18 protein-coding genes are annotated in these 21,418 nt (G+C 37.0%); 5 read left to right on the top strand and 13 right to left on the bottom strand.

Annotated elements, in window-relative coordinates; translation table 11 throughout:
- Nucleotides 1-83: 83 nt before the first annotated feature.
- Nucleotides 84-1,073, bottom strand: a complete 990-nt coding sequence (locus WH267_RS08530) for a GlxA family transcriptional regulator (RefSeq protein WP_340007360.1) — start codon at nt 1,071-1,073, stop codon at nt 84-86.
- A 116-nt stretch (nt 1,074-1,189) separates the two neighbouring features.
- On the opposite strand from WH267_RS08530, the gene WH267_RS08525 reads away from it, so the two are divergent.
- Both WH267_RS08525 and WH267_RS08520 read left to right on the top strand, forming a co-directional pair.
- The gene (locus tag WH267_RS08525; protein ID WP_123319664.1) at nt 1,190-1,639 is read left to right on the top strand and encodes a DUF1569 domain-containing protein; all 450 of its coding nucleotides are present in this window, start codon (nt 1,190-1,192) and stop codon (nt 1,637-1,639) included.
- Between the two features lie 254 nt (nt 1,640-1,893).
- On the top strand, nt 1,894-2,907 hold the full coding sequence (locus tag WH267_RS08520; RefSeq protein ID WP_340007357.1) for a YihY/virulence factor BrkB family protein: 1,014 nt from the start codon (nt 1,894-1,896) through the stop codon (nt 2,905-2,907).
- Here WH267_RS08520 and nhaA read toward each other — a convergent pair.
- From nhaA to WH267_RS08460, 12 genes are all read right to left on the bottom strand, one after another.
- Nucleotides 2,904-4,082: a Na+/H+ antiporter NhaA gene (gene nhaA / locus WH267_RS08515; RefSeq protein WP_340007355.1), complete on the bottom strand. Its 1,179-nt coding sequence runs from the start codon at nt 4,080-4,082 to the stop codon at nt 2,904-2,906. The genes WH267_RS08520 and nhaA overlap by 4 nt on opposite strands.
- Before the next feature lie 2 nt (nt 4,083-4,084).
- On the bottom strand, nt 4,085-6,295 hold the full coding sequence (locus WH267_RS08510; protein WP_115972306.1) for a RelA/SpoT family protein: 2,211 nt from the start codon (nt 6,293-6,295) through the stop codon (nt 4,085-4,087).
- Between the two features lie 109 nt (nt 6,296-6,404).
- Nucleotides 6,405-6,770 carry a hypothetical protein gene (locus tag WH267_RS08505; RefSeq protein WP_115972305.1) on the bottom strand — a complete coding sequence of 122 codons (366 nt, stop codon included), beginning with the start codon at nt 6,768-6,770 and terminating at the stop codon, nt 6,405-6,407.
- Nucleotides 6,771-7,274: 504 nt separating this feature from the next.
- Nucleotides 7,275-9,182 (bottom strand): acetate--CoA ligase, encoded by a 1,908-nt coding sequence (acs, locus tag WH267_RS08500; protein ID WP_340007352.1) that lies wholly within the window; start codon nt 9,180-9,182, stop codon nt 7,275-7,277.
- 57 nt (nt 9,183-9,239) lie between these two features.
- Nucleotides 9,240-11,126 carry an AMP-binding protein gene (locus WH267_RS08495; RefSeq protein WP_340007350.1) on the bottom strand — a complete coding sequence of 629 codons (1,887 nt, stop codon included), beginning with the start codon at nt 11,124-11,126 and terminating at the stop codon, nt 9,240-9,242.
- A 30-nt stretch (nt 11,127-11,156) separates the two neighbouring features.
- Complete coding sequence (locus tag WH267_RS08490; RefSeq protein ID WP_340007348.1) at nt 11,157-11,516, bottom strand: response regulator transcription factor; 360 nt, start codon at nt 11,514-11,516, stop codon at nt 11,157-11,159.
- Between the two features lie 9 nt (nt 11,517-11,525).
- Nucleotides 11,526-14,228 carry an ATP-binding protein gene (locus WH267_RS08485; protein WP_340007346.1) on the bottom strand — a complete coding sequence of 901 codons (2,703 nt, stop codon included), beginning with the start codon at nt 14,226-14,228 and terminating at the stop codon, nt 11,526-11,528.
- On the bottom strand, nt 14,221-14,415 hold the full coding sequence (locus WH267_RS08480) for a hypothetical protein (RefSeq protein WP_340007344.1): 195 nt from the start codon (nt 14,413-14,415) through the stop codon (nt 14,221-14,223). Before WH267_RS08480 ends, WH267_RS08485 begins: the two co-directional genes overlap by 8 nt.
- A 65-nt stretch (nt 14,416-14,480) precedes the next feature.
- Nucleotides 14,481-14,708 (bottom strand): DUF6814 family protein, encoded by a 228-nt coding sequence (locus tag WH267_RS08475; RefSeq protein WP_340007342.1) that lies wholly within the window; start codon nt 14,706-14,708, stop codon nt 14,481-14,483.
- Nucleotides 14,709-14,751: 43 nt separating this feature from the next.
- Nucleotides 14,752-16,332, bottom strand: a complete 1,581-nt coding sequence (locus WH267_RS08470; protein ID WP_340007340.1) for an MFS transporter — start codon at nt 16,330-16,332, stop codon at nt 14,752-14,754.
- Between the two features lie 97 nt (nt 16,333-16,429).
- Nucleotides 16,430-17,809, bottom strand: a complete 1,380-nt coding sequence (locus WH267_RS08465; RefSeq protein WP_340007337.1) for a porin — start codon at nt 17,807-17,809, stop codon at nt 16,430-16,432.
- Nucleotides 17,810-17,980: 171 nt separating this feature from the next.
- Entirely contained in the window at nt 17,981-18,397 is a 417-nt protein-coding gene (locus tag WH267_RS08460; protein WP_123319655.1) for an IS1/IS1595 family N-terminal zinc-binding domain-containing protein, read from the bottom strand.
- Nucleotides 18,398-18,557: 160 nt separating this feature from the next.
- On the opposite strand from WH267_RS08460, the gene WH267_RS08455 reads away from it, so the two are divergent.
- The 3 genes from WH267_RS08455 to argC are packed head-to-tail and all read left to right on the top strand — an operon-like array spanning nt 18,558 to nt 21,381.
- Complete coding sequence (locus tag WH267_RS08455) at nt 18,558-19,193, top strand: GNAT family N-acetyltransferase (protein WP_228438794.1); 636 nt, start codon at nt 18,558-18,560, stop codon at nt 19,191-19,193.
- Complete coding sequence (argG, locus tag WH267_RS08450) at nt 19,165-20,361, top strand: argininosuccinate synthase (protein WP_340007334.1); 1,197 nt, start codon at nt 19,165-19,167, stop codon at nt 20,359-20,361. The genes WH267_RS08455 and argG overlap by 29 nt, the downstream gene beginning before the upstream one ends.
- Nucleotides 20,362-20,415: 54 nt before the next feature.
- Entirely contained in the window at nt 20,416-21,381 is a 966-nt protein-coding gene (gene argC, locus WH267_RS08445; RefSeq protein ID WP_340007332.1) for an N-acetyl-gamma-glutamyl-phosphate reductase, read from the top strand.
- Nucleotides 21,382-21,418: the final 37 nt, after the last annotated feature.

Here is a 21,418-nt window from a genome sequence, read left to right as displayed (position 1 = left end):
GTGATTTTTTAACGGTTGAAATTTAAGAATAAATATTTCAGATTGGCTGTTGGAAGATGATAATGACGCCATTCTTTTTCATTTTAATCAATTAAATTGCCCTTATACTTGTTTTTGTAATCAATAGGAGTAAGACCAGTGATTCGTTTGAATAAAGTTCTGAATGTTTTCAGGTCATTGTAGCCAATGCTGTAAGTAATATCGGCAATATTGGATTCTCCGGTTTCCAATGCTTTTTTGGCGGCTTCTACTTTTACTCGCTGAATATATTCTATAGGATTCAAAGTGGTTGCATTTTTAAACCTTCGGATAAAATTTCGTTTGCTCATATTGACACGGCTGGCAATTTGCTCTACGGAAATGTCAGTTTTAAATCCTTTTTCAATATAATTTTGAGCTTGATGGATTTCATGATCATCGTGGAGGCGCTGTCCGGAAAAAATACTGAAAATATTCTGTGAAGTACGACCATAGTCTAATGCATAATATTTGCTGAGTTCCACTGCAATTTCCTTAGTGGAGTTCTTTTCTATAAAATAAAGCAGGGCATTTAAAGATGAAAATCCGCCGCCACCTGTGATGATCGCCTTAGAATGAGTAACTACATGATCCGGCTTAAAGTCGATTAAAGGATATTTTTTTTGCAGGTCTTCCAAAGCGCCCCAGTGTGAAGTGGCAGGCATACCATTTAGCAGTCCACATTCAGCTAAAAAATAAGCGCCTGTGCACAAACTGATTATTTCAGCTTTCTGGTTATATTTTTCTTTTATCCATGTAAGAAGCTGAAGATTTTCAGCTAATAATGCATCCGCCTGTTCTGAAGAAGAGATATTATTAGGCGGAATAATGACTACATCTGTCTTAAATTCATCAGTTATAGTTTTTGAACATTGAAGCTGTATGGGAAGATTGGTTTTTACCACTTTTTGATCAGCCCCAATAAATTCTATTTGAAAAAGAGCAGGCAGATGATTTCTAAGTGCTGTTTCATTGGCGCTTGTAAGCAATGCAATGGTGTTGGAGACTGCTGTACACATTACATTTTCATACAGTATAATTGAAATGTGCTTCATATCAGTTTATTAGTACTTAAAGTTACATTAATTTTGGCACAAAATACACTGTTGGATGTCATTTTTGTGTAGTAAGGATCTTTCTGGACTGTAATAATTTTACAAAAAGATTTATTATGAAAACAATATTTGATAATAACGCAAGAGAAGAGCTCATCGGCAGGATTGATACACTTTCTCAAAAGAATACCGCGCAATGGGGAAAGATGAACCTCTATCAGATGGTAAAGCATTGTACGGACTGGAATGATTGGGTATTGGGAAGCAGTCAATACAGATATAAGCAGGATTTTTTAGGAAAGATCTTTGGGAAAATGGTTCTTAAGGGAATGGTAAAGGATGATAAGCCGATGGGCAAAAACTCTCCTGCCGGAAGTTTTGCAATAAAGGAATTATCAGGAGACACAGAAGCTCTTCAAAAGAAATGGAAAGGACAAATAGCTTCCTATGATAGTTATGCCAACCCGGATTTTATTCATGATTTCTTTGGAAAGATGACAAAAGAAGAAATCGGTATTTTTGTTTATAAACATATGGATCATCATTTACGGCAGTTTAATGTGTAGGGGCTGAATACAATTTTAATTATTTTAATAGTCTGCAGTTAATGTAAAAAGGATCATATCTATAAAAGAGAAATTATCCGGATTTTTGTGGTGAATGTCCATAAGTCTCAATTCTATATAATTCACATTGAGAAACAGGAGAGGGAAAATGTTTATATTTGTAAGAGAGATCGAGAAAATATCTTCAAAAAACACTCATCATTTGGGTGAGTTGGTATTTAATCTTTTGACTAATCACGAAATTGCAGCAATAGATGAGTGTAAAGGTTCCCAGATTTATCCTGAAAGTTCAGGAGTTTTTTGATGACATCCATATTCCCGTTTTGGGAATATCGCTTTGGCAGATGTTTCAGATCTATATCTCCGGGATTTTTAAAGGAAAGATAGGGCGAAAGGCAGCTGCTATTTCCTGGAGTTTTACCATGAGTCTATTTCCTTTTATTCTGTTCCTGCTTTCCGTGCTGCCATATATGCCGCATTATGACAAGCTACAGTTCTATATTTTTGATGTACTGATGCATAATGTGTTCCCATCCAATATGGAAGGCGATGTGAGAGGCTATATCGAAACCAATATTATTCCCAATATGAAAGGGATCAGTAACCTGACAATCGTATTGGCGCTCATATTTGCAACAAATGGTACTTTTTCCCTGATTAATGGGTTTAATGAAAATACAGAAGAAAAACTCAGTGATGTAAAAGAGTTTATCCTTTCATTCTTTATCACAATAGGTTTCATTACCATGGTTTTTCTAACACTTTTCGGAGTCTATTATGTGGAGGTTGTAATGAAGCTTTTTACCCCTGCTTATGACGTAACATGGCTGGTGGATAACCTTTCCAGTATCATTGGTTTTGTTTCTTTTCCTTTGTTTTATTTTATCCTTTTAACCTTATTCTATTGGTTGGGGACTGTGAAAATTACAAGGTTCAGACAGGCGATTCCCGGAGCGATTCTCACCACAATACTGTTTCTGGTGACGACCTATATTTTTGCTATTTATGTAAAAGATATTGCCCGGTATAACGTTCTTTACGGGTCTATTGGAAGTATGATCCTTTTGATGGTTTGGGTGAATGTAAATGTATATCTTTTACTTTTCGGGAATGAATTGAATATGGCTATCAGAAAACTCAGAATAGAAAAGCTGCTTTCGGATGAGATTCAGAAAGAAACGGTTCAGTATCATGCACAGGTTACAGAACCCAATTTTGAAAGTGATGAAGAACATCGTAGAAAGCTGGAAAACCAGAAAAAGAATTAATCTTCTTCCGGTTCCATATTTCTTTTAGAGTTGATGCTTAAAATAGTAAATCCTAAAATGGCCGCAATAAAGGAAGCGATCAGAATAGCAAATTTAGCCTCGTCCTGGATGAGAATTTCCCCTTTAAAGGACAATAAAGCAATAAAGATAGACATGGTAAATCCTATTCCTGCCAGCAAACCTACTCCGATCATCTGAGTCCAGTTGCTGTTTTGAGGCAGAGAACTGAGCCTTAATTTAATAGCAATCAAAGAAAATAGATTGATCCCGATCAGTTTTCCAAGAATCAATCCGCAGATAATTCCTAATCCTAATGTACTTGTAACACCTGCTACCATTTCACTTGAAAAAGTAATATTGGTATTCGTCAAAGCGAAAATAGGCATGATTAAAAAGCTTACAGGAATGTGAAGCTGATGCTCCAGTTTTTCCAGCGGTGAAATTTCAACATTGGAAGCATTGGTAGGAATTGAAAATGCCAGTACAACACCTGCAATCGTTGCATGAATTCCGGAGTGATGAAGGAAATACCATAAAAACAGTCCCGGAATAATATAAAATATTGTTTTGGTAACCTTTAAAAAGTTTAAAGTAAACAATAAAGCAGTAACTCCGAAAGAGAGTAGAAGATAGGTCCAATGAATCTGATCTGTATAAAAAATAGCAATCACAAGAATCGCTCCCAGATCATCTACGATAGCCAGTGCGGCTAAAAATATCTTAATTGAGTTTGGGATTTTTTTCCCAAGCATAGAAATAATGGCAAGAGAAAAAGCAATATCTGTAGCCATGGGAATTCCCCAGCCATTGCTGTATTCCGTTCCGTAATTGAAAATACTGTAGATAACCGCCGGAACAAGCATTCCACCCACTGCTGCAAAAATAGGCAGTGAAGCATTCTTAAAAGAAGAAAGTTCACCTTCTACAAGCTCTCTTTTGATTTCCAGTCCTACCAGAAGGAAGAATACAGCCATCAGACCGTCATTGATCCAGATGCTGACAGGATACTCCAGCTGAAACAGATGAGTTCCTACCTCCTTGTCTAAAAAGTTCTGAAAACTTTCAGCAAGAGATGAATTGGCAATAAGTAATGAAATAAGCACGCAGAAAATAAGGATAATTCCTGAGGCTTGACTGTTGTTGAAAAATCTTTTAAAATAAAGTGATAAATTCATGTTTACGATTGTAGTCGTCTCACTCTTGAGACTCCATTAATATTCTTGAGCTTCTTGAAGGTCTCCTCCAATTGCCCCTTATTCTTAACTTCAAGATTGATGTTTCCTGTGAAAACTCCGTTGTTGGATTCAATAGACATACTTTTCATATCCATACCCATACTTCCGCTGATGACCGTTGTAATATCGTTGATCATACCCATCCTGTCAAGGCCTTCGATTTCGATCTTCACTCTGTTCTTGAAGCTTTCTGCATTGACCCATTTGGCAGGGATGACACGATAATCATACTGTGCTCTCAGGTTAATGGCATTCGGGCAGTTGTCACTGTGTACTTTGATTCCATCGGAAATGGTGATGAATCCGAAAATTTTGTCCCCCGGGATTACCGTACAGCATTTTGCATAGCTGTAGTTCAGTTTTTCCTCATCTTTTCCAAAGATAATCATGTCAAGGTTTTGCTCTTTCGGTTCCTCGAAATGAACATTTTTGGATGGAGATTTTCTGAATCTGGAAAGTAAATTATTGAATACGTTTTTACTTTCAATATATTTTCTTAAACTGCTTGCATCCAGTTCGTTGGTCTGAAATTTAAGAAATAGTTCCTGTGATGATTTTAGATTAAAGAATTTTTGTAATTTATTGATCTCCTCATCATTGAAATTGATTTTTGCATGACGCAGTTTTCTCTGCAGTGTTTCTTTACCTTCTTCCACCAGTTGGTTTTTCTGGGAATTCAGGTAACTTTTAATTTTGGATTTTGCTTTTGAAGTTACTACAAATTCCAGCCAGTCAGACTTCGGTTTCTGGTTCTGAGAAGAAAGGATATCTACCTGATCTCCATTTTGAAGGACATAAGAAATCGGAACCAGTTTTCCGTTGATTTTAGCCCCTAAACATTTCATTCCCAGGTCTGAGTGAACGGAGAAGGCAAAATCTAAAGCAGTTGCGTTGGTTGGTAAGATCTTAATTTCACCTTTTGGAGTAAATACAAACACCTCTTTTGAATAAAGATTCAGCTTGATGTTATCCAAAAGTTCAGAAGTAGAAAGGTTCTGCTGTTGCTCAAGGACTTCACGGATTTCCGTAACCCATTTTTCAAAATTACGGTCATCGGAGCTTTGTTTATAGCCTTCCTTATATTTATAGTGGGCGGCAACTCCTTTTTCAGCAATTTCGTCCATCCTTTCTGAACGGATCTGTACTTCAATCCATTTTCTATCAGGGCCCAGAACGGTAAGGTGAAGACTTTCATATCCTGTGGAACGGGGTTGGGTGATCCAGTCACGCATTCTTGACGGGTTACTGTGATAAACATCCGTAACAATGGAGTAAATTTTCCAGGCCAGGAATTTTTCGTTTTTAGCATCCGATTTATAGATAATCCTGATCGCATAGTTATCAAAAACTTCTTCAAAAGAAACTCCCTGCTTCAGCATTTTTCTGTAAATGGAAGAAATAGCCTTTGCGCGGCCTTTGATGGTGAAATTTAAACCTTCTTCCTTAAGTCTCTCAGAAACTTCGGTTTTAAATTCCTCAATGTATCTTTCACGGCTTTCCTTGGCCAATTCCAACTTTTCCGTGATTTCATTGTATACTTCCGGATTATTGTATTTTAAGGAAAGATCTTCCAGCTCAGATTTGATGTTGTATAACCCAAGGCGGTGTGCCATGGGAGCATAAATGTAAACCGTTTCTGAGGCGATTTTTTTCTGCTTGTCCGGAGCCATGCTTTCCAGTGTCCTCATATTATGAAGACGGTCTGCGATTTTGATCAGGATAACCCTGAAATCTTCAGACAGTGTCAGCAACAGTTTTCTGTAATTTTCTGACTGTACAGAGATATTCTGATGGTTCATGATGGATATTTTGGTTAATCCATTCACGATATTGGCGATTTTCTCTCCAAAGATCTTTTTCAGATCCTCATAAGTGTAATCAGAATCTTCAATGACATCATGCAGTAATGCACAGGCAATAGACGTTGCCCCCAAACCAATTTCTGTTGCTACAATTTTGGCTACAGCGATAGGGTGATAGATGTAAGGCTCTCCGGATTTTCTCCTTTGGTCTTTATGAGCATCCAATGCAATATCGAATGCTTTCCGGATGAGTTTGTTATTTTCCTCATCTAAAGTTCTGTATGTGTTGGAAATCAGGTCCTTATATCTGGCAAGGATCTCTTTATTCTCTTGTTCTAAATCGTAACTCATTTGTGCAGATGCCTATATTTAGACGAAAATACGAAAAATTTTACTTTTTTCAAACATAAAAAATCCGTAGTATGTACTACGGATTTCTGGTTATTAGGTTTTATATCGATTAGGATTTCACTTCTGAATTGATACCCTCGGTTGAGGTTTTAATTCTAATGTCCGGGCTGTTGTGAATCTCAGCCCTGTTTCTGGCATCTATGTACTTTTTAATTGTATCATAATTGGCCTGATCAATACTCATATTTTCAAATAAATAAGTTTTGATCACTGCATGCTGCGTGAAAATACTCCGGACATTATCCGTCTGGCTGCTATCCTTTACCGCCACACTTGCCAGGTATTGGGCGTTAGTTGTTTCACTGCTAAGGTATATGATGTAATCAGAACTAGGAATTCCTGAATTTTCCAGATCACTCTCAAGCTTCTTGTAATCGCTATGGTGCTCAAATAGCCCAGCTAATATATTTGACATAATTAATGGGTTTTAAAGTTGTGATTAAAGTTAATAATAATTTTTCTATTTTTTTAATGTAAAGTCAATAAAATTTATCTATTAATATTTTATCTATAAAGTAATGTTAAAATATTTGAAAATATCTATTGAACGGGTGTTTAAATTTATCAACTTAATAATTTTTTTTAAAATCCTATACAGGAATTAAGGTTTCATCAATTCCCCTGATAAAAGAAGGATCTAAAACTTTCCTATTATTTAACTCTAATTTTCGGATATGAGTTAATTTATTGCTCACGCAGATTTAATACCCGCAATTATATTTTAATTCTGTCATTCTCAACGGAACGAAGTGGATTGGAGAGTCTTCAAGACTCTAAAAAATAGTTTATTATAATATCATTATCTACGTAATTTGCGAAATCAGCGAGAGGTTATATAAAAAGATAATGAGAAGCTTATACATAAAAAGAGATCACTCCATATAGAAATGATCTCTTTGTTTTACTATTTTAAATCCGATTAAATTCTTTCGTTTTTAATTTCCTCTACAATTTCCGGGTTCAATAAAGTACTGATATCACCAAAATTACTGAAGTCTCCCTCCGCAATTTTTCTAAGGATTCTACGCATAATCTTTCCGGAACGTGTTTTTGGAAGACCTGAAACGAACTGTATCTTATCCAGCTTGGCGATAGGCCCTATCTGGTCAGCGATCAACTGATTGATTTCCTTCTTAAGATTTTCCTTATCACGACCTTCTCCGGATTCTTTAAGCATAACATAACCATACAATGCGTTTCCTTTGATATCATGTGGATAGCCTACAATTGCAGACTCTGCAACAGCAGGATGCTGGTTGATACTGTCTTCAATAGGAGCGGTTCCCAGATTATGACCTGAAACGATGATAACATCGTCTACACGCCCTGTAATTCTGTAATAACCTACTTCATCTCTCAGAGCTCCGTCACCTGTAAAATATTTCCCAGGGAAAGCCGTAAAGTAGGTTTCCTTATATCTTTGATGGTCTCCCCAGATGGTTCTTGCAATGCCCGGCCATGGAAAACGGATACAAAGATTTCCGGTTACCTGATTGCCTGTAATTTCATTACGCTTATCATCCATTAAAACAGGCTGGATTCCCGGTAAAGGAAGAGTTGCATAAGTAGGTTTGGTAGGGGTAACGAAAGGAAGAGGTGAAATCATAATTCCTCCGGTTTCGGTTTGCCACCAGGTATCAACAATCGGGCATTTTTTCTTTCCAACATGATCATTAAACCAGTGCCATGCTTCATCATTAATAGGTTCCCCTACAGATCCGATGACTTTCAGAGAACTCAGGTCATGCTTGTCTACCCATTCTGTGCTTTCTTTAGCTAAAGAACGGATGGCGGTAGGAGCGGTATAGAACTGCGTGATTTTATGTTTTTCAATCACTTCCCAGAAACGGTCCGGTTCAGGATACGTTGGAACTCCTTCAAAAATAACAGTGGTAGCTCCATTCAGCAATGGTCCGTAAAGAATGTAAGAGTGGCCTGTGATCCAGCCAATATCTGCTGTACACCAGTAAATATCATTTTCTTTATAGTTAAATACATTTTTGAAGGTGTAAGCAGTATACACCATATATCCGGCACAGGTATGAAGCATTCCTTTTGGTTTTCCCGTAGAACCGGAAGTGTAAAGGATGAAAAGCGGATCTTCAGAATCCATAATAATGGTTACAAAATCAGGAGAAGCTTTTTCATACAGGTCAGACAACCAGTGATCTCTTCCTTCTTTCATTTTGATTTCATTGTGGGTCCTTTTAACTACAAGAATGTTTTCAACCGTTGGTGTTTTTTCTACTGCTTCATCAACAATGCTTTTCAGATCCAGCACTTTATTTCCTCTGTAGCTTCCATCTGAAGTGATCACCATTTTAGCTTCACAGTCATTCACTCTTGAAGATACGGCAGAAGCAGAAAATCCGGCAAATATAACGGAATGAACGGCGCCCAGTTTAGCACATGCCAGCATGGTAATTGCCAATTCTGGGATCATAGGAAGATAGATACAGACTCTGTCTCCTTTTTCAATGCCCATATCCTTTAAAACATTAGCTGTTTTATTGACACGGGTGTATAATTCGTTGTAGGAGATGTGCTGAGCTTCCTCTTTTGGATCATTGGGTTCCCAGATGATTGCGGTTTTGTCTCCTCTTATGGCTAAATGTCTGTCCAGACAGTTTTTGGTGATATTGAGCTTGGCGTTTTTGAACCATTCGATTTTGGCTTCATTCATATCGTACTTAACAACCTTGCTCCATCTCTGATACCATACAAAGTTCTGATCGGCTACTTTGTCCCAGAATTTCTTCGGATTCTTGATGGATTTTTTGTAATCTTCAAAGTATTGTGGTAAATCTTCTATTAAGTAATTTCTCATATCCCTTTCGTTTTTTGAAATTTGAATCGTATTTTAAATATATGTTTAATTTTTCGTTTAAGCTCTGTATTCTCTGATCTTTTCCTGAATTTCTTCAATGATTTTTTCATCATCAATGGTTGATGGAATCTGGAAATCTTTTCCATCAAGCAAGGTTCTGATGAGCTTTCTTAAGATCTTTCCGGATCGTGTTTTAGGTAATCTTTTGACAACTAAGGCATTTTTTAAAAAAGCTACAGCGCCAATCTTTTCCCGAACCATTTGAATGATATTCTTTTCAATTTCTTCTTCGGTAATGGTGGAACCATTTTTTAAAACAACCGTTGCAAAAGGAACCTGGCCTTTTAAATCATCGTCAATTCCTAAAACAGCACACTCTGCAACATCAGGGTGTGACGAAACAATTTCTTCCATTTCTGAGGTGGAAAGCCGGTGGCCGGCTACATTGATGACATCATCCACTCTTCCTGTGATGAAAATATAACCATCTTCATCCTGTATAGCTCCGTCACCAGAAAAATAATACCCGTTGTATTGCGATAAATAACTGTTTTCAAAACGTTCATGGTCTTTCCAGATGCCCAGAAGTGCTCCCGGAGGAAGAGGGAGTTTAATGACTAAATAACCTTCATGATGAGGATCCAGCTGCAGTCCGTTTTCATCAAAAATTTTGATGTCATATCCGGGAATAGGTTTTCCTGCGGAAGCTCTTTTGATATTGTAACTTTCATCAAAGGTTAATAAACCAAGCATCGGCCACCCGGATTCTGTCTGCCACCAGTGATCAATAGCGGGAACTCCAATGTGTTCAGTAAACCAGTCCAAAGTAGCGACATCACATCTTTCACCGGCAAGAAATTGTTTTTTGAAGTGCGAAAGATCATATTTTTTTACCAATTCACCATTGGGATCTTCTTTTTTTATCGCTCTGATGGCTGTAGGAGCGGTAAACATCACGGAAACTTTATACTCTGAGATAATTCTCCAGAAAGTTCCTGCGTCAGGTGTCATAATAGGTTTTCCTTCAAAAACTACCGTTGTATTTCTGTTGAGTAACGGTCCATAAACTGAATAGCTATGTCCAACGGCCCAGCCGAAATCAGAGGCTGCCCAATAAGTTTCACCTGGTTCAACACCATATACATACTTCATGGAAAACTTTAATGCAGTAGCATAGCCGCCGGTATCGCGAACAATTCCCTTTGGTTTACCTGTCGTTCCGGAAGTATAAAGAAGATAGAGTGGGTGAGTGGACTCTACCGGAACGCAATCGGCAGGGTTTGATTTTTGAACCAATTCTTCATAATCAATCAGCCCGTCAAACATTTCGTGTTGGTTGTCTACTAATTTTCTGTTGTAAACAATAATATTATCGACTTTATCCTGAGCAAGTTCAATTGCTTTTTCTACTAATGGAAGATAGGGGATTCTTTTAGCAATCTCTATTCCTGCTGTGGCTGTGATTAAAACTTTAGGTTTGCAGTCATCAATTCTTACCACCAGTTCATGTGGGGCAAATCCTCCGAAAACTACATTATGAATAACTCCAATTCTTGCACAGGCAAGCATGGCAAAAAGAGTTTGTGGGATCATTGGCATGTAAATAACTGCTGTATCTCCTTTTTTTAATCCTAAAGAAGCCAGTCCGCCTGCAAATTTTGATATTTCTTCTTTAGCCTGATTGAAGGTGTATGTTTTTTTCTGCCCTGTTACCGGTGAATCATAAACAACAGCATTCTGATCTCCGAAACCATCTTCAATATGTTTGTCAATACATAAATGGCATATATTAAGTTTCCCGTCAGCAAACCACTGAGGATAGCCATTGGAATCATTTGAAAGGATCTGTTGTGGAAAATCAAACCATTGTATAGCTTCAGCCTGTTCTTTCCAGAATTTTTCTTTGTCTTCTATGCTTTGTTTAAATAGAGTATCTGTATTCATATTAATAGTCTTCTGTTTGGTGTTTTTTCTCTAAAACAGCTCTTCAATCTGCTGTATCAGTTTCTTAATAGAATAGGGTTTTGTAACGTAAGCATCCGCTCCCATTTCAAGGCCTTTTTCAATATCTCTCGGATTGTTTTTGGCGCTGAGAAAGATCACTTTTGTGTCCTTTAGTTTTGCATCCTGTTTGATAAGGTCTAAGGTACTGTAGCCGTCAAGATTCGGCATCATAATGTCGAGCAGGATTACATCCGGAACCATTGTTTTTAAAAACTCCAGAACCTCGGTTCCGTCACGGGCAATGTAAACATCGTAACCGTTCTTTTTAAAACTGTATTCCAGGGACATTAATATTTTGTGTTCGTCATCTGCAATGATTATCTTTTTCATAAAGGCTTTTTAAAGGTGTTCAACTTCATTTTTAATCTCGTTTATTATTCTGTCAGGAAGACTGATGGTAAAAGTTACTCCAAGACCGCTGTTTTCAGCTTTTATACTTCCGTTGTGGGCCTGTATTATTTTCTTGGAAATAGCCAGGCCAAGTCCGCTTCCTGTAGGTTTTAAAATGTTCTGATTTTTAGACTGATAAAACTTGTCAAAAATCATTTCCAGATCCTCTTCCGGAATGTGCTTTCCTGTATTGAAAATAGTAATCATCAACTGATTTTCTCTTTCAAATAATTTAGTTTGTATCGTTCCCTGTTCATCTGTGAATTTTAGGGCATTTCCCCATATATTCTGAAGCAGTTGAATCATTCTGGCTTCATCATATTCAAATATAACCCGGTTCAGGAGATTAACCTCACTTAAATGAATGTTTTTCTGCTGTATCAGGTGCAATAGGGGGCTTAATGCTTTTTTATAGGTTTCAAGAATGTTGTTTTGTTGAATGTTTAACGAGATTTCACCATGCTGAAGTTTATCAAGATAAAGAATATCGTTGATGATCTCACTTAACCGGTCAGATTCTGTGATGATATTATTTAAAAACTCTTGCTTTATTTCAAAAGGAATATCATCATCGTCAGCTAAGATTTCTCCTGCTGAACGTATCGCAGTAATTGGAGTTCTCAGTTCATGGGCGACAGAATCCAGAAAGTCATCTTTTTGGCGGTCTTTAACAATCAGATTTTCATTGGCATTTCTAAGGTCATCAGAAAGCTTCTGTAATTCTTCAGACTGCTCCGTAAGTTTTTTGTTTAAACTGATGTTTTCTTTGGATTCTTCAAGGATATTCAAAACTTCTTTCAGTGATATTTTATCTTCTTTGGTGACTCCCTCAATCAGAATTTTAGCTGAAGCTGTCCCGATTCTTCCTGCCAGAAGGTTTTCCGAAAATTTAATGAATCTTGAATCAGCAGTCTCTGTTTTAGAATCAATATTATATTTTAAATTGAATATTCTCAACGCCTGTTCGGTCTTATTTTTACCTAAAAATCTTTCCAGGATATTCTGAATATCGGAAATATAGGCCGTTCCTCTCCAGATGAATGCATTTTCGTGATTTTGAATGTATTTATCGATGTCTACATATAATTCAGCAAAGTTTCTTTCACGGTAATTTCCTTTGGTGCTCACTGAAACAATCGTAAACAAGCCAGTATTCACAAGAATTGACCAGAAAAAAATCTGAGGAATCCTGGCCAGATAAGGAATGGTAAAGAAGTTGAAAGAATTATACATATCCCTTAAAACCCCTTTGAGTTCTTGGTTGTACGAAAAATAATACTGTGGAATGATTAATCCGAAATAGCAGATCGCCAACCCGGCAGCAAGCCCAATAACAGCACCTTTATAACTTCCTCTTCTCCAGAATATAGCTCCAAAAAATGCCGGAGCGAGCTGTGCAATCACTACAAAAGAGATCAATCCCACAGAATCCAGCGATGTTTTTAAAATAAAATATTTGTAGAACACAAAGGCCATGATAATCAGTGCAAAAATGCTGAATTTTCTGATGTTGGTAATGCTTCTTGTATTTTGTTCCTCATTTTCAGATTTCAGTTTTCCAAGTAAACCGTAAGGAATGATGAGGTTGTTGGAAAGCATGATGGATAAAGTAATAGCAGAGATGATAATCATGGAAATACATGAACTCAATCCGCCAAGGAAAACCAGAACGGTGATTAATGTATTACCAAAATGCTGTGGAATTAAAATAGAGTAGAACTCAGGATTTACTTTCTCGCCATCAAAGATCAGCCTTCCGCCCCATGCAATCGGGAAAATAAATATGGTGAAGATTAATAAATAAAGCGGAAAAAACCATATTGCTGTTCTGATGTGCTTTTCCTGCCTGTTTTCAACGATCGCGGTATGAAACTGTCGTGGTAATATACAGATAGCTGTTGCTGAGATCATGCATAAAACCATCCAGTTCATGGCACCCTCAATGCCGTTGAAAGTATTTTTTTCTTTAAAATCTTCAAAACGACTAGCTTTTTGGTAGATGTCTGTAAATCCGTCAAAAACATAGTAGATCACAAAAAGACCAAGAATAATGATGAAGAATAGTTTTAGAAAGCTTTCCAGTGCAATAGCGGAGATAATTCCCAGTCGTTTTTCCGAAGCGTCTACATATCTTGTTCCGTAATAGGAAGAAAATAAAGCGATTAAAATCACCACAAATGTGGCATTGTCGGTCAGTATATTCTTCGACATCGGAGTTTCTGTTACCAGATGGAAGGTTTCTGATATGGCTTTGATCTGTAATCCTATATAAGGAACAATCGCTAGAAGACAGACAATCGTGATAATCGCACTCAGACTTCTGCTGTTTCCATATCGTAACGAGATGAAATCTGCGAGGCTGCTTATTTTATTAACCCTGGCAATTCTTACAATTCTTGTGTTAATATAAATCCAGGCAGGAATAATCATTGCAGGGCCAATATAAATCGGTAAATAGTTTAATCCGCTTGTAGCGGCCACTCCGATGCTCCCGTAATACGTCCATGCTGTACAATACACAGCCAATGACAATGCATAAATGTAAGGATTGTTGATCCAGAACTTGCTTCTTTTCTTCTCTGCCAGATGGGCAACTAAGAACAGGAGAGCCAGATAAAACATAACCACAGAAAATAATGCGAAGCTACTCATTGTGCTTTTTTACAATTACAAAGGAAATTACAATGGAGATCATCCAGACAACAAACAGGTAAATCAGAATCATAGGATATCCTAAAACCTCCCGCTCATTATTGAAAAGCAGTGAAATAGGAATACTGAAAGCAATCATCAGTCCGATGCTCAGGATAACCAGTTTTTGTTCGTGTCTTTTTTTCATAAATGATGATGGATAAAAGATAATTGATGAATATGAGCATTCATCAATTATCATTATCTGTTTAATTATATTTTTTCGTCAGAATATTCTCCTGTTAAAGCATAATAGCCAAAAACAGCCATTCCACCTGAAACAATCGGCATCAGTACAAACAGGATGATGATCCCGAAAACCAGGTCTTCCTGTTTTCCGGAAGTTATTTTTGGAATTCCCATTACTGTAATTGCAAAATATCCTACGACCACAGCTATTGCGATCCAGAGTATGCCTAATATTTTTTTTAGTGCGTTCATTTTAGTAGTTTTAAAATTAATAAAAATTTGAGTGATTCAGTGATTAATCGTGAAGATTATTGTTCTTATTTTTAAGATAAATTAATCCGATAATCAAGCAGACTGTAGCCACTCCGATCGGATACCATAATCCCTCAAGATACCATGTGGCATGTCCCGCTTCTTTTCCTGTAGTTACCAGATAAGTAGCTACGGCCGGAAGAAGTCCTCCAAATACACCATTTCCAATATGATAAGGCAAAGACATCGAAGTGTAACGGATTCTCACCGGGAACATTTCAACAAGGAACGCTGCAATAGGCCCATAAACCATAGTTACAAAGATCACCTGGATGAATACTAAGAAAACCAGATACCATTTTGTGTTGTCACTCACCGTTACAGATTGTGAAATCTTAGGTTCTTCAGCTTTTCCGTCTTTTATAACAGGACCACTTGGTGACCAGTGAACGATACTGTCTTTTTTAATTAAAGTTCCATCGGTATAAAGTGTTTCTTTATGGAAGGTTACAAGGCTGTCTGTAGCAATATCTTTGTGGATTTTAGCGGTTCTTTTTTCGGTAATTCCACTAGTGGCTACCGTTTTATTTTCAAGACTGACACTTTTGAACATGCTGTCATAAATAGGTCTGTACGCTAAAATTGCCACCAGCATTCCGGTCATCATTACAGCTTTTCTTCCGATTTTATCAGATAACCAACCAAAAAATACGAAGAAAGGAGTTCCTAAAAATAAAGCAGTTGCCATTAAATAATCTACCTGAGTAGAATCAATATTCATTACTTTCTGCATGAAGCTCATAGCGTAGAATTGTCCTGTATACCAGATTACCCCTTGTCCCATTGCTGCTCCAAAAAGAGCAAGCAATACGAATTTAAAGTTGAATTTATTACCAAAACTCTCTTTTAAAGGATTTTTAGAAGTTTTTCCTTCACTTTTTGCCTTGGCAAAAAGCGGAGATTCCTTCATATTTTTTCTGATAATATAAGAAACTCCCACCATTAAGATTGAGATCCAGAAAGGAACCCTCCATCCCCAGCCATCGAATTCTTCGGGAGAAAGTGTATTTTTTGTAATTAAAATAACAATCAGTGAAATGAAAAGTCCTGCTGTGGCTGTGGTTTGAATCCATGAAGTCCAGTAGCCTCTTCGATGAGGTTGTGCATATTCCGCTACATAAGTTGCTGCCCCTCCATATTCGCCCCCAAGAGCAAGACCTTGTAATAATCTAAGGATTAAAACCAAAACCGGAGCCAGGAACCCGATGGTTTCATAACTTGGGATACATCCGATAAGAAAAGTGGAAAATCCCATAATGAGCAGAGTGACAAGGAAAGTGTATTTTCTTCCGATAATGTCACCCAGTCTTCCGAAGAATAAAGCTCCAAAGGGCCTTACCACAAATCCAGCTGCAAAAGTGGCTAGCGTAGATAAAAATGCCGCTGTCGGATTATCTGCAGGGAAAAACTTGGTCGCTAAAACAATGGCCAAACTTCCGAAGATGTAGAAGTCATACCATTCTATCAATGTTCCGAGGGATGAAGCAGTGATAACACTCCAGATGGTGCGGTTTTTCTGCTTTTCGGTCATATTTTCGTAGCTTTCGTGATGATTTTCGCTCATATTGATTGGTTTTTGATGTTAATGGAAAGAGTAAAATGTTTTATTCTTAATAGAACTTAGCTCATCTTACATTTTATATTGCCTTAATGTGTTTAGATTATAAGTAGATCTGGAACTGTATGATGAATTCTCCTTTTGAAGAAGGTTTTTCAGTAGGATTGGTGTAAACTGGTCTTGTTGAATACTGGGTTGTGATTTTTGCATGATGTCCGTCAATAAACCAGTTAGCTCCAACATCAAACTGAGAAGATGATTTGTCAAATGCTTCAAAGTTTTTGTGAGTATATGCTGCAAAGGGTTGTATTCTGATTTTCGGCTTTTCTGCCTGACTTGGTAATAGCAAACCAGCCTGTGCGTAGATAATATTACCTGTTCCGATGGTAGGTTGTAAATTTCCCGGTCCTGCGATAGCTTTATTACCAATGAAATTAGGGTCGGTAGCTGCAATGTTCATTGTTCCCAGATTTCTTACATAATTTGGACCGAAATTATAGTTATAATATCCGGCGTAGGCTGAAACTGCCATTTTGTTTTTGGCTTCTCCCAATGGGATATCTGCAAAAGCATCTACCGCAAAAAGAGTTATGTCATGTTTTTCTACATTTGAATTCACTGAAGTTCTGGTTCCGTCTGCCTGATGGTAAAATCCGGCTCCTACATTGAATACTTTTTTTGTCCCAAGATAAGATCCTACTTTGAAAGGTAAGGTGTTGGATTCCTCATCTAAGAATTGATATTCAACATATCCTGCTTTTGAAAAACTTGGATTTCCGTTATTGTCTACTGCTACGGCTTTTGACGGATCGGTCACATTCGCAGGAGCAAGGTCTGTAGCAAAAGGTTTGTTTAAGCTGAAACGATATTCCAGTTTTCCGTACTTACCCTTAGCAAACATTCCGATTTGCCTTCCAAACTGATCCGAATTGTCTATCAGTGGCCATGAGAATACCGGAGAATCTACTGTAAGAAAGTTTAGGGTAGAGGCCATAGTCATACGGGAAAGTCCCATGTAGTAATGAAGCCCTGCCCCTAAAGATAAACTGAATTTTCCTGCTTCTCCAGGTAAAATAACTGCATATTCATTCCAGGCATCATGGAAAAACATCTGGGTTTTCTTTCCGTTTCCGTAACCTCCTGTTCCTGAAGTTCCTGATCCGCCGCCATTGATAAAAGTCTGATTGTTGATTCCAAAATGAAGGAGAATCATATATCTTTTAGAGATCTGCGCATACGTTAGAGCGCGTAATCGTCTGTTACCCAGATTCCACGTGTTATCTGTTGGTTCATTTCCAACCATGCTTCCGGGATTCATTGCGCTGTTTCTTAGCCAAAGCTGATCCCATAAAATAAATCTGATGAATTTGTCTCCCTCAGGATTGAGGTTAATTTTTAATCCGCTGCCATAATCAGGAGAACCCTGCGAATACATAGAACCGCTAATTAAGGCTATTCCAATAAATGTAAGTAATTTCTTCATAAATTATCAATTTTTGGCGTTGTTTTTTGTGAAAGCCAAATTGGAATTAATAATTTATTTATGAAAATTTAATATATACTATTGGTAATACTATAGTTATATAGAATTGAAAGTATAAAATTCAGGCTGCAAAGTCTATTATCTATCAATCTATTCTCTTTATTCCACCTTCTATTTCTTAAACCTTTCCCATTTAATCAACATATACTTATCAGCAAACTGAGTAATAATAATCCCGGAATTTTTAATGTTGTCTTCTTTAGCAATGTATTCAATCAATTCATTCTGTTTTAATATTTTATACACAGGATGGAATTCAGAATGGGGTGGCCTTGTAATATTATATTTCTTGATCCATGAACTTATCGTAACATGAGAAACCCCAATAATTCTTTCAATTTCACGGTAGCTTAAGCCTTCCAGATAGAGTTGTAAGGCTTTGGTTACATAATAGTCATCAATCTGTTTTCCCAGCTTTTTTACGGTAAAATAATAGTTGCAGCTTTTACAGAGAAATCTCTGTTTCTCATTGATAATTCCGCTTTTAACCACTTTATTCCCCTTGCATTTGGGACATGTATTTTCCATAGCTATATTATTTTAGCAAATATATAATAAATTAGCAAAAATATATTTTTCAATAAAGATAATTTTACCTGTGTAAATTTTTAAAACAAAAAAAATATCTTTTTAATTTGGTTTTTAAAGAAAATATATTTTAAATTTGCCAAAAAAATTAGATAAATAAATGGAAATAGAAGTTTCCTCATGCGAACATCTAATGTATGTGAGTGAAATACAGCAGGAAATGTATGATTCTGCACAGCGTAGAGGAACGGGAATCGCAAAACGTTCCATCGAATATTTGAGTAAGAAGATTTCAGAAGGCAATGCTGTGGTTGCTACTGAAAACGGTGAGTGGGTAGGTTTCTGTTATATAGAAACTTGGTCGCATGGGAAGTTTGTGGCTAATTCGGGATTGATTGTATCTCCCAAATTCAGGCATGGCGGAGTGGCTACTCAGATTAAGCATAAAGTTTTCCAGTTATCTAGAGAAAAATATCCGGAAGCAAAGGTATTCGGATTAACAACAGGTCTTGCGGTAATGAAAATCAACAGTGATTTAGGATATAAGCCGGTGATTTATTCTGAACTGACTCAGGATGAAGAGTTTTGGAGCGGCTGTAAGAACTGTGTGAATTATGAAATTTTAATGAAAAAGGAACGTAAAAACTGCTTATGTACAGCCATGTTATTTGTTCCGGAAAATATGAAAAAAAATGAGGTTGTAAATCAGCCTGATCAAAATAAAGTAAACAGTGTTGTGAATACACAACCAGAAATTAAATATAACAATGAACAAGAAAGTCATCTTAGCGTTTAGTGGAGGTTTAGATACTTCCTACTGTGCAAAATATCTTAGTGAAACACTGGGGTATGATGTGTATGCGGTTACTGTAAATACCGGAGGTTTTTCTAAAGAAGAAGAAAAAGAATTAGAAAGAAAAGCTTTAAACCTAGGAGTAAAAGAGTACAGGTGCGTAGATGCTCAGGAAGATTATTATAACTCTTGTGTAAAGTATTTGATTTTTGGAAATGTATTAAAAAATAATACCTATCCTCTTTCTGTAAGTGCTGAACGTACCATTCAGGCGCAGGAAATTGCAAAATATGCTATTGAAGTAGGAGCAGATGCTATTGCTCATGGAAGTACCGGTGCCGGAAACGATCAGGTTCGTTTTGATTTGATTTTCCAGGTAATGTGTTCTGATATTGAGGTTATTACGCCAATTCGTGACATGGCTTTATCTCGTGAAGAGGAGATTGAGTTTTTGAAGAATCATGGGTATGAAATGGAATTCCATAAAGCACAATATTCCGTAAATAAAGGACTTTGGGGAACTTCCGTAGGTGGAAAAGAGACTTTAACATCAAGAAGTTATCTGCCGGAAGAAGCTTTTCCATCTCAGGTTCAGGAAACTCAACCTTCAGAACTGGAAATTGAATTTAAAAATGGAGAAGTGGTAGCGGTAAATGGAGAAAGCTTTGAGCATTCTGTATACGCTATTCAAAAAATAGAAAAGCTGGCTTCTGCTTATGGAATTGGACGTGATATTCATGTTGGTGATACTATCGTAGGAATCAAAGGAAGAGTAGGATTTGAAGCAGCGGCAGCCTCGGTGATTATCAAAGCGCATCATTTATTGGAAAAACATACCCTTTCAAAATATCAGCAGATGATGAAATCTCAGTTATCTGATTGGTATGGAAACTGGCTTCATGAAGCGCTTTTCTTAGATCCGGTAATGAGAAATATTGAATCTTTCTTAACGGATTCTCAGAAAACAGTGAGTGGGAAAGTATTTGTAACCCTTCATCCATACAGATTTATCTTAAATGGAATTGAATCTGATCACGATTTAATGTCTGATAAATTCGGAAGTTACGGAGAAGCCAACAGAGCATGGACGGGAGAAGATGTAAAAGGATATACAAAAATTGTAAGCAATTCCTTAAATATATATCACCAGATTAATCAAAATATCAACTAAAGTTCCGAAGGAGCGATTTAACAAAAGATAGGATAAAGTCCTATTGATTAAAATATGAAAAAGACAGTAGGAATAGTTGGTGCCAACGGTTATACAGGAAGCGAGTTAATACGTTTACTGGCTTTCCATCCCCATGTGACATTGAGTTTTTTATATAGTCGTTCGAATTCGGGAACAAGAATTTCAGATCTGTACCCGGATTTAACGACGGTTTGTGAGCAGGTACTGACGGACCAGCCTGAAGAAGTAGATATGCTTTTTTTATGTCTTCCGCACAAGGAAAGTCAGAACTGGTTAACCCAAAATCCGGTTAAAGAAGAAACATTGGTGATTGATCTGGGAAATGATTTCCGTTTGGACGGAAATTTTGAAAAGAGAAATTTTATCTACGGATTGCCGGAAATCAATAAAAAACAACTTTCAGGATCAAAAAGTATTGCGAATCCCGGATGTTTTGCTACGGCCATTCAGTTAGCATTATTGCCATTGGCTGGGAAAGAGGCCTTGGATGAGGTTTATACTACCGGAATCACAGGCTCTACAGGAGCTGGACAGTCTTTACAGGCAACCACTCATTTTACCTGGAGGAATGATAATGTATCAGCTTATAAAACTTTGGCTCATCAGCATGTAGATGAAATTTTACAACAAATAGTTTTGTTTAATCATAAAGAAGTCAGCCTGAATTTTGTACCATGGAGAGGGGATTTTGCGAGAGGAATTTTTACAAGTTCTACAGTGAAAACAGATTTGGGACTTTCTGACCTCTATCAATTGTATCAGGATTTTTATGCAGAAGCGCCGTTTGTTACGGTAAGTGAAAAAGCAATTGATTTAAAGCAGGTTGTCAATACCAATCGCTGTGTGATCCAGATCGAAAAGAGTGGAAATGTTGCCGTTATTCACTCAGCGATTGACAATTTGTTAAAAGGAGCTTCAGGGCAAGCTGTGCAAAACATGAATATAGCGATGGGCTGGGAAGAAAATACAGGCTTGAATTTAAAACCGATAGCATTTTAAATTCAATTGATTAAAATAAGTCAATCGTAAGTTTTAA

Source organism: Chryseobacterium sp. MYb328, from assembly GCF_037572595.1.
GTDB lineage: Bacteria > Bacteroidota > Bacteroidia > Flavobacteriales > Weeksellaceae > Chryseobacterium > Chryseobacterium pennae.
The sequence above is the reverse complement of the archived record's forward strand: the minus strand, read 5'-3'. Positions and strand labels throughout refer to the sequence as shown.

Bases quoted from the DNA above. Each gene is read 5' to 3' on its own strand.
- WH267_RS08530 (WP_340007360.1), bottom strand. From the start codon at position 1,073: ATGAAGCACATTTCAATTATACTGTATGAAAATGTAATGTGTACAGCA.
- WH267_RS08490 (WP_340007348.1), bottom strand. From the start codon at position 11,516: ATGAAAAAGATAATCATTGCAGATGACGAACACAAAATATTAATGTCC.
- nhaA (WP_340007355.1), bottom strand. From the start codon at position 4,082: ATGAATTTATCACTTTATTTTAAAAGATTTTTCAACAACAGTCAAGCC.
- WH267_RS08455 (WP_228438794.1), top strand. From the start codon at position 18,558: ATGGAAATAGAAGTTTCCTCATGCGAACATCTAATGTATGTGAGTGAA.
- acs (WP_340007352.1), bottom strand. From the start codon at position 9,182: ATGAGAAATTACTTAATAGAAGATTTACCACAATACTTTGAAGATTAC.
- WH267_RS08480 (WP_340007344.1), bottom strand. From the start codon at position 14,415: ATGAAAAAAAGACACGAACAAAAACTGGTTATCCTGAGCATCGGACTG.
- WH267_RS08465 (WP_340007337.1), bottom strand. From the start codon at position 17,809: ATGAAGAAATTACTTACATTTATTGGAATAGCCTTAATTAGCGGTTCT.
- argC (WP_340007332.1), top strand. From the start codon at position 20,416: ATGAAAAAGACAGTAGGAATAGTTGGTGCCAACGGTTATACAGGAAGC.
- WH267_RS08475 (WP_340007342.1), bottom strand. From the start codon at position 14,708: ATGAACGCACTAAAAAAAATATTAGGCATACTCTGGATCGCAATAGCT.
- WH267_RS08505 (WP_115972305.1), bottom strand. From the start codon at position 6,770: ATGTCAAATATATTAGCTGGGCTATTTGAGCACCATAGCGATTACAAG.
- WH267_RS08495 (WP_340007350.1), bottom strand. From the start codon at position 11,126: ATGAATACAGATACTCTATTTAAACAAAGCATAGAAGACAAAGAAAAA.
- WH267_RS08525 (WP_123319664.1), top strand. From the start codon at position 1,190: ATGAAAACAATATTTGATAATAACGCAAGAGAAGAGCTCATCGGCAGG.
- WH267_RS08485 (WP_340007346.1), bottom strand. From the start codon at position 14,228: ATGAGTAGCTTCGCATTATTTTCTGTGGTTATGTTTTATCTGGCTCTC.
- WH267_RS08460 (WP_123319655.1), bottom strand. From the start codon at position 18,397: ATGGAAAATACATGTCCCAAATGCAAGGGGAATAAAGTGGTTAAAAGC.
- argG (WP_340007334.1), top strand. From the start codon at position 19,165: ATGAACAAGAAAGTCATCTTAGCGTTTAGTGGAGGTTTAGATACTTCC.
- WH267_RS08510 (WP_115972306.1), bottom strand. From the start codon at position 6,295: ATGAGTTACGATTTAGAACAAGAGAATAAAGAGATCCTTGCCAGATAT.
- WH267_RS08470 (WP_340007340.1), bottom strand. From the start codon at position 16,332: ATGAGCGAAAATCATCACGAAAGCTACGAAAATATGACCGAAAAGCAG.
- WH267_RS08520 (WP_340007357.1), top strand. From the start codon at position 1,894: ATGAGTGTAAAGGTTCCCAGATTTATCCTGAAAGTTCAGGAGTTTTTT.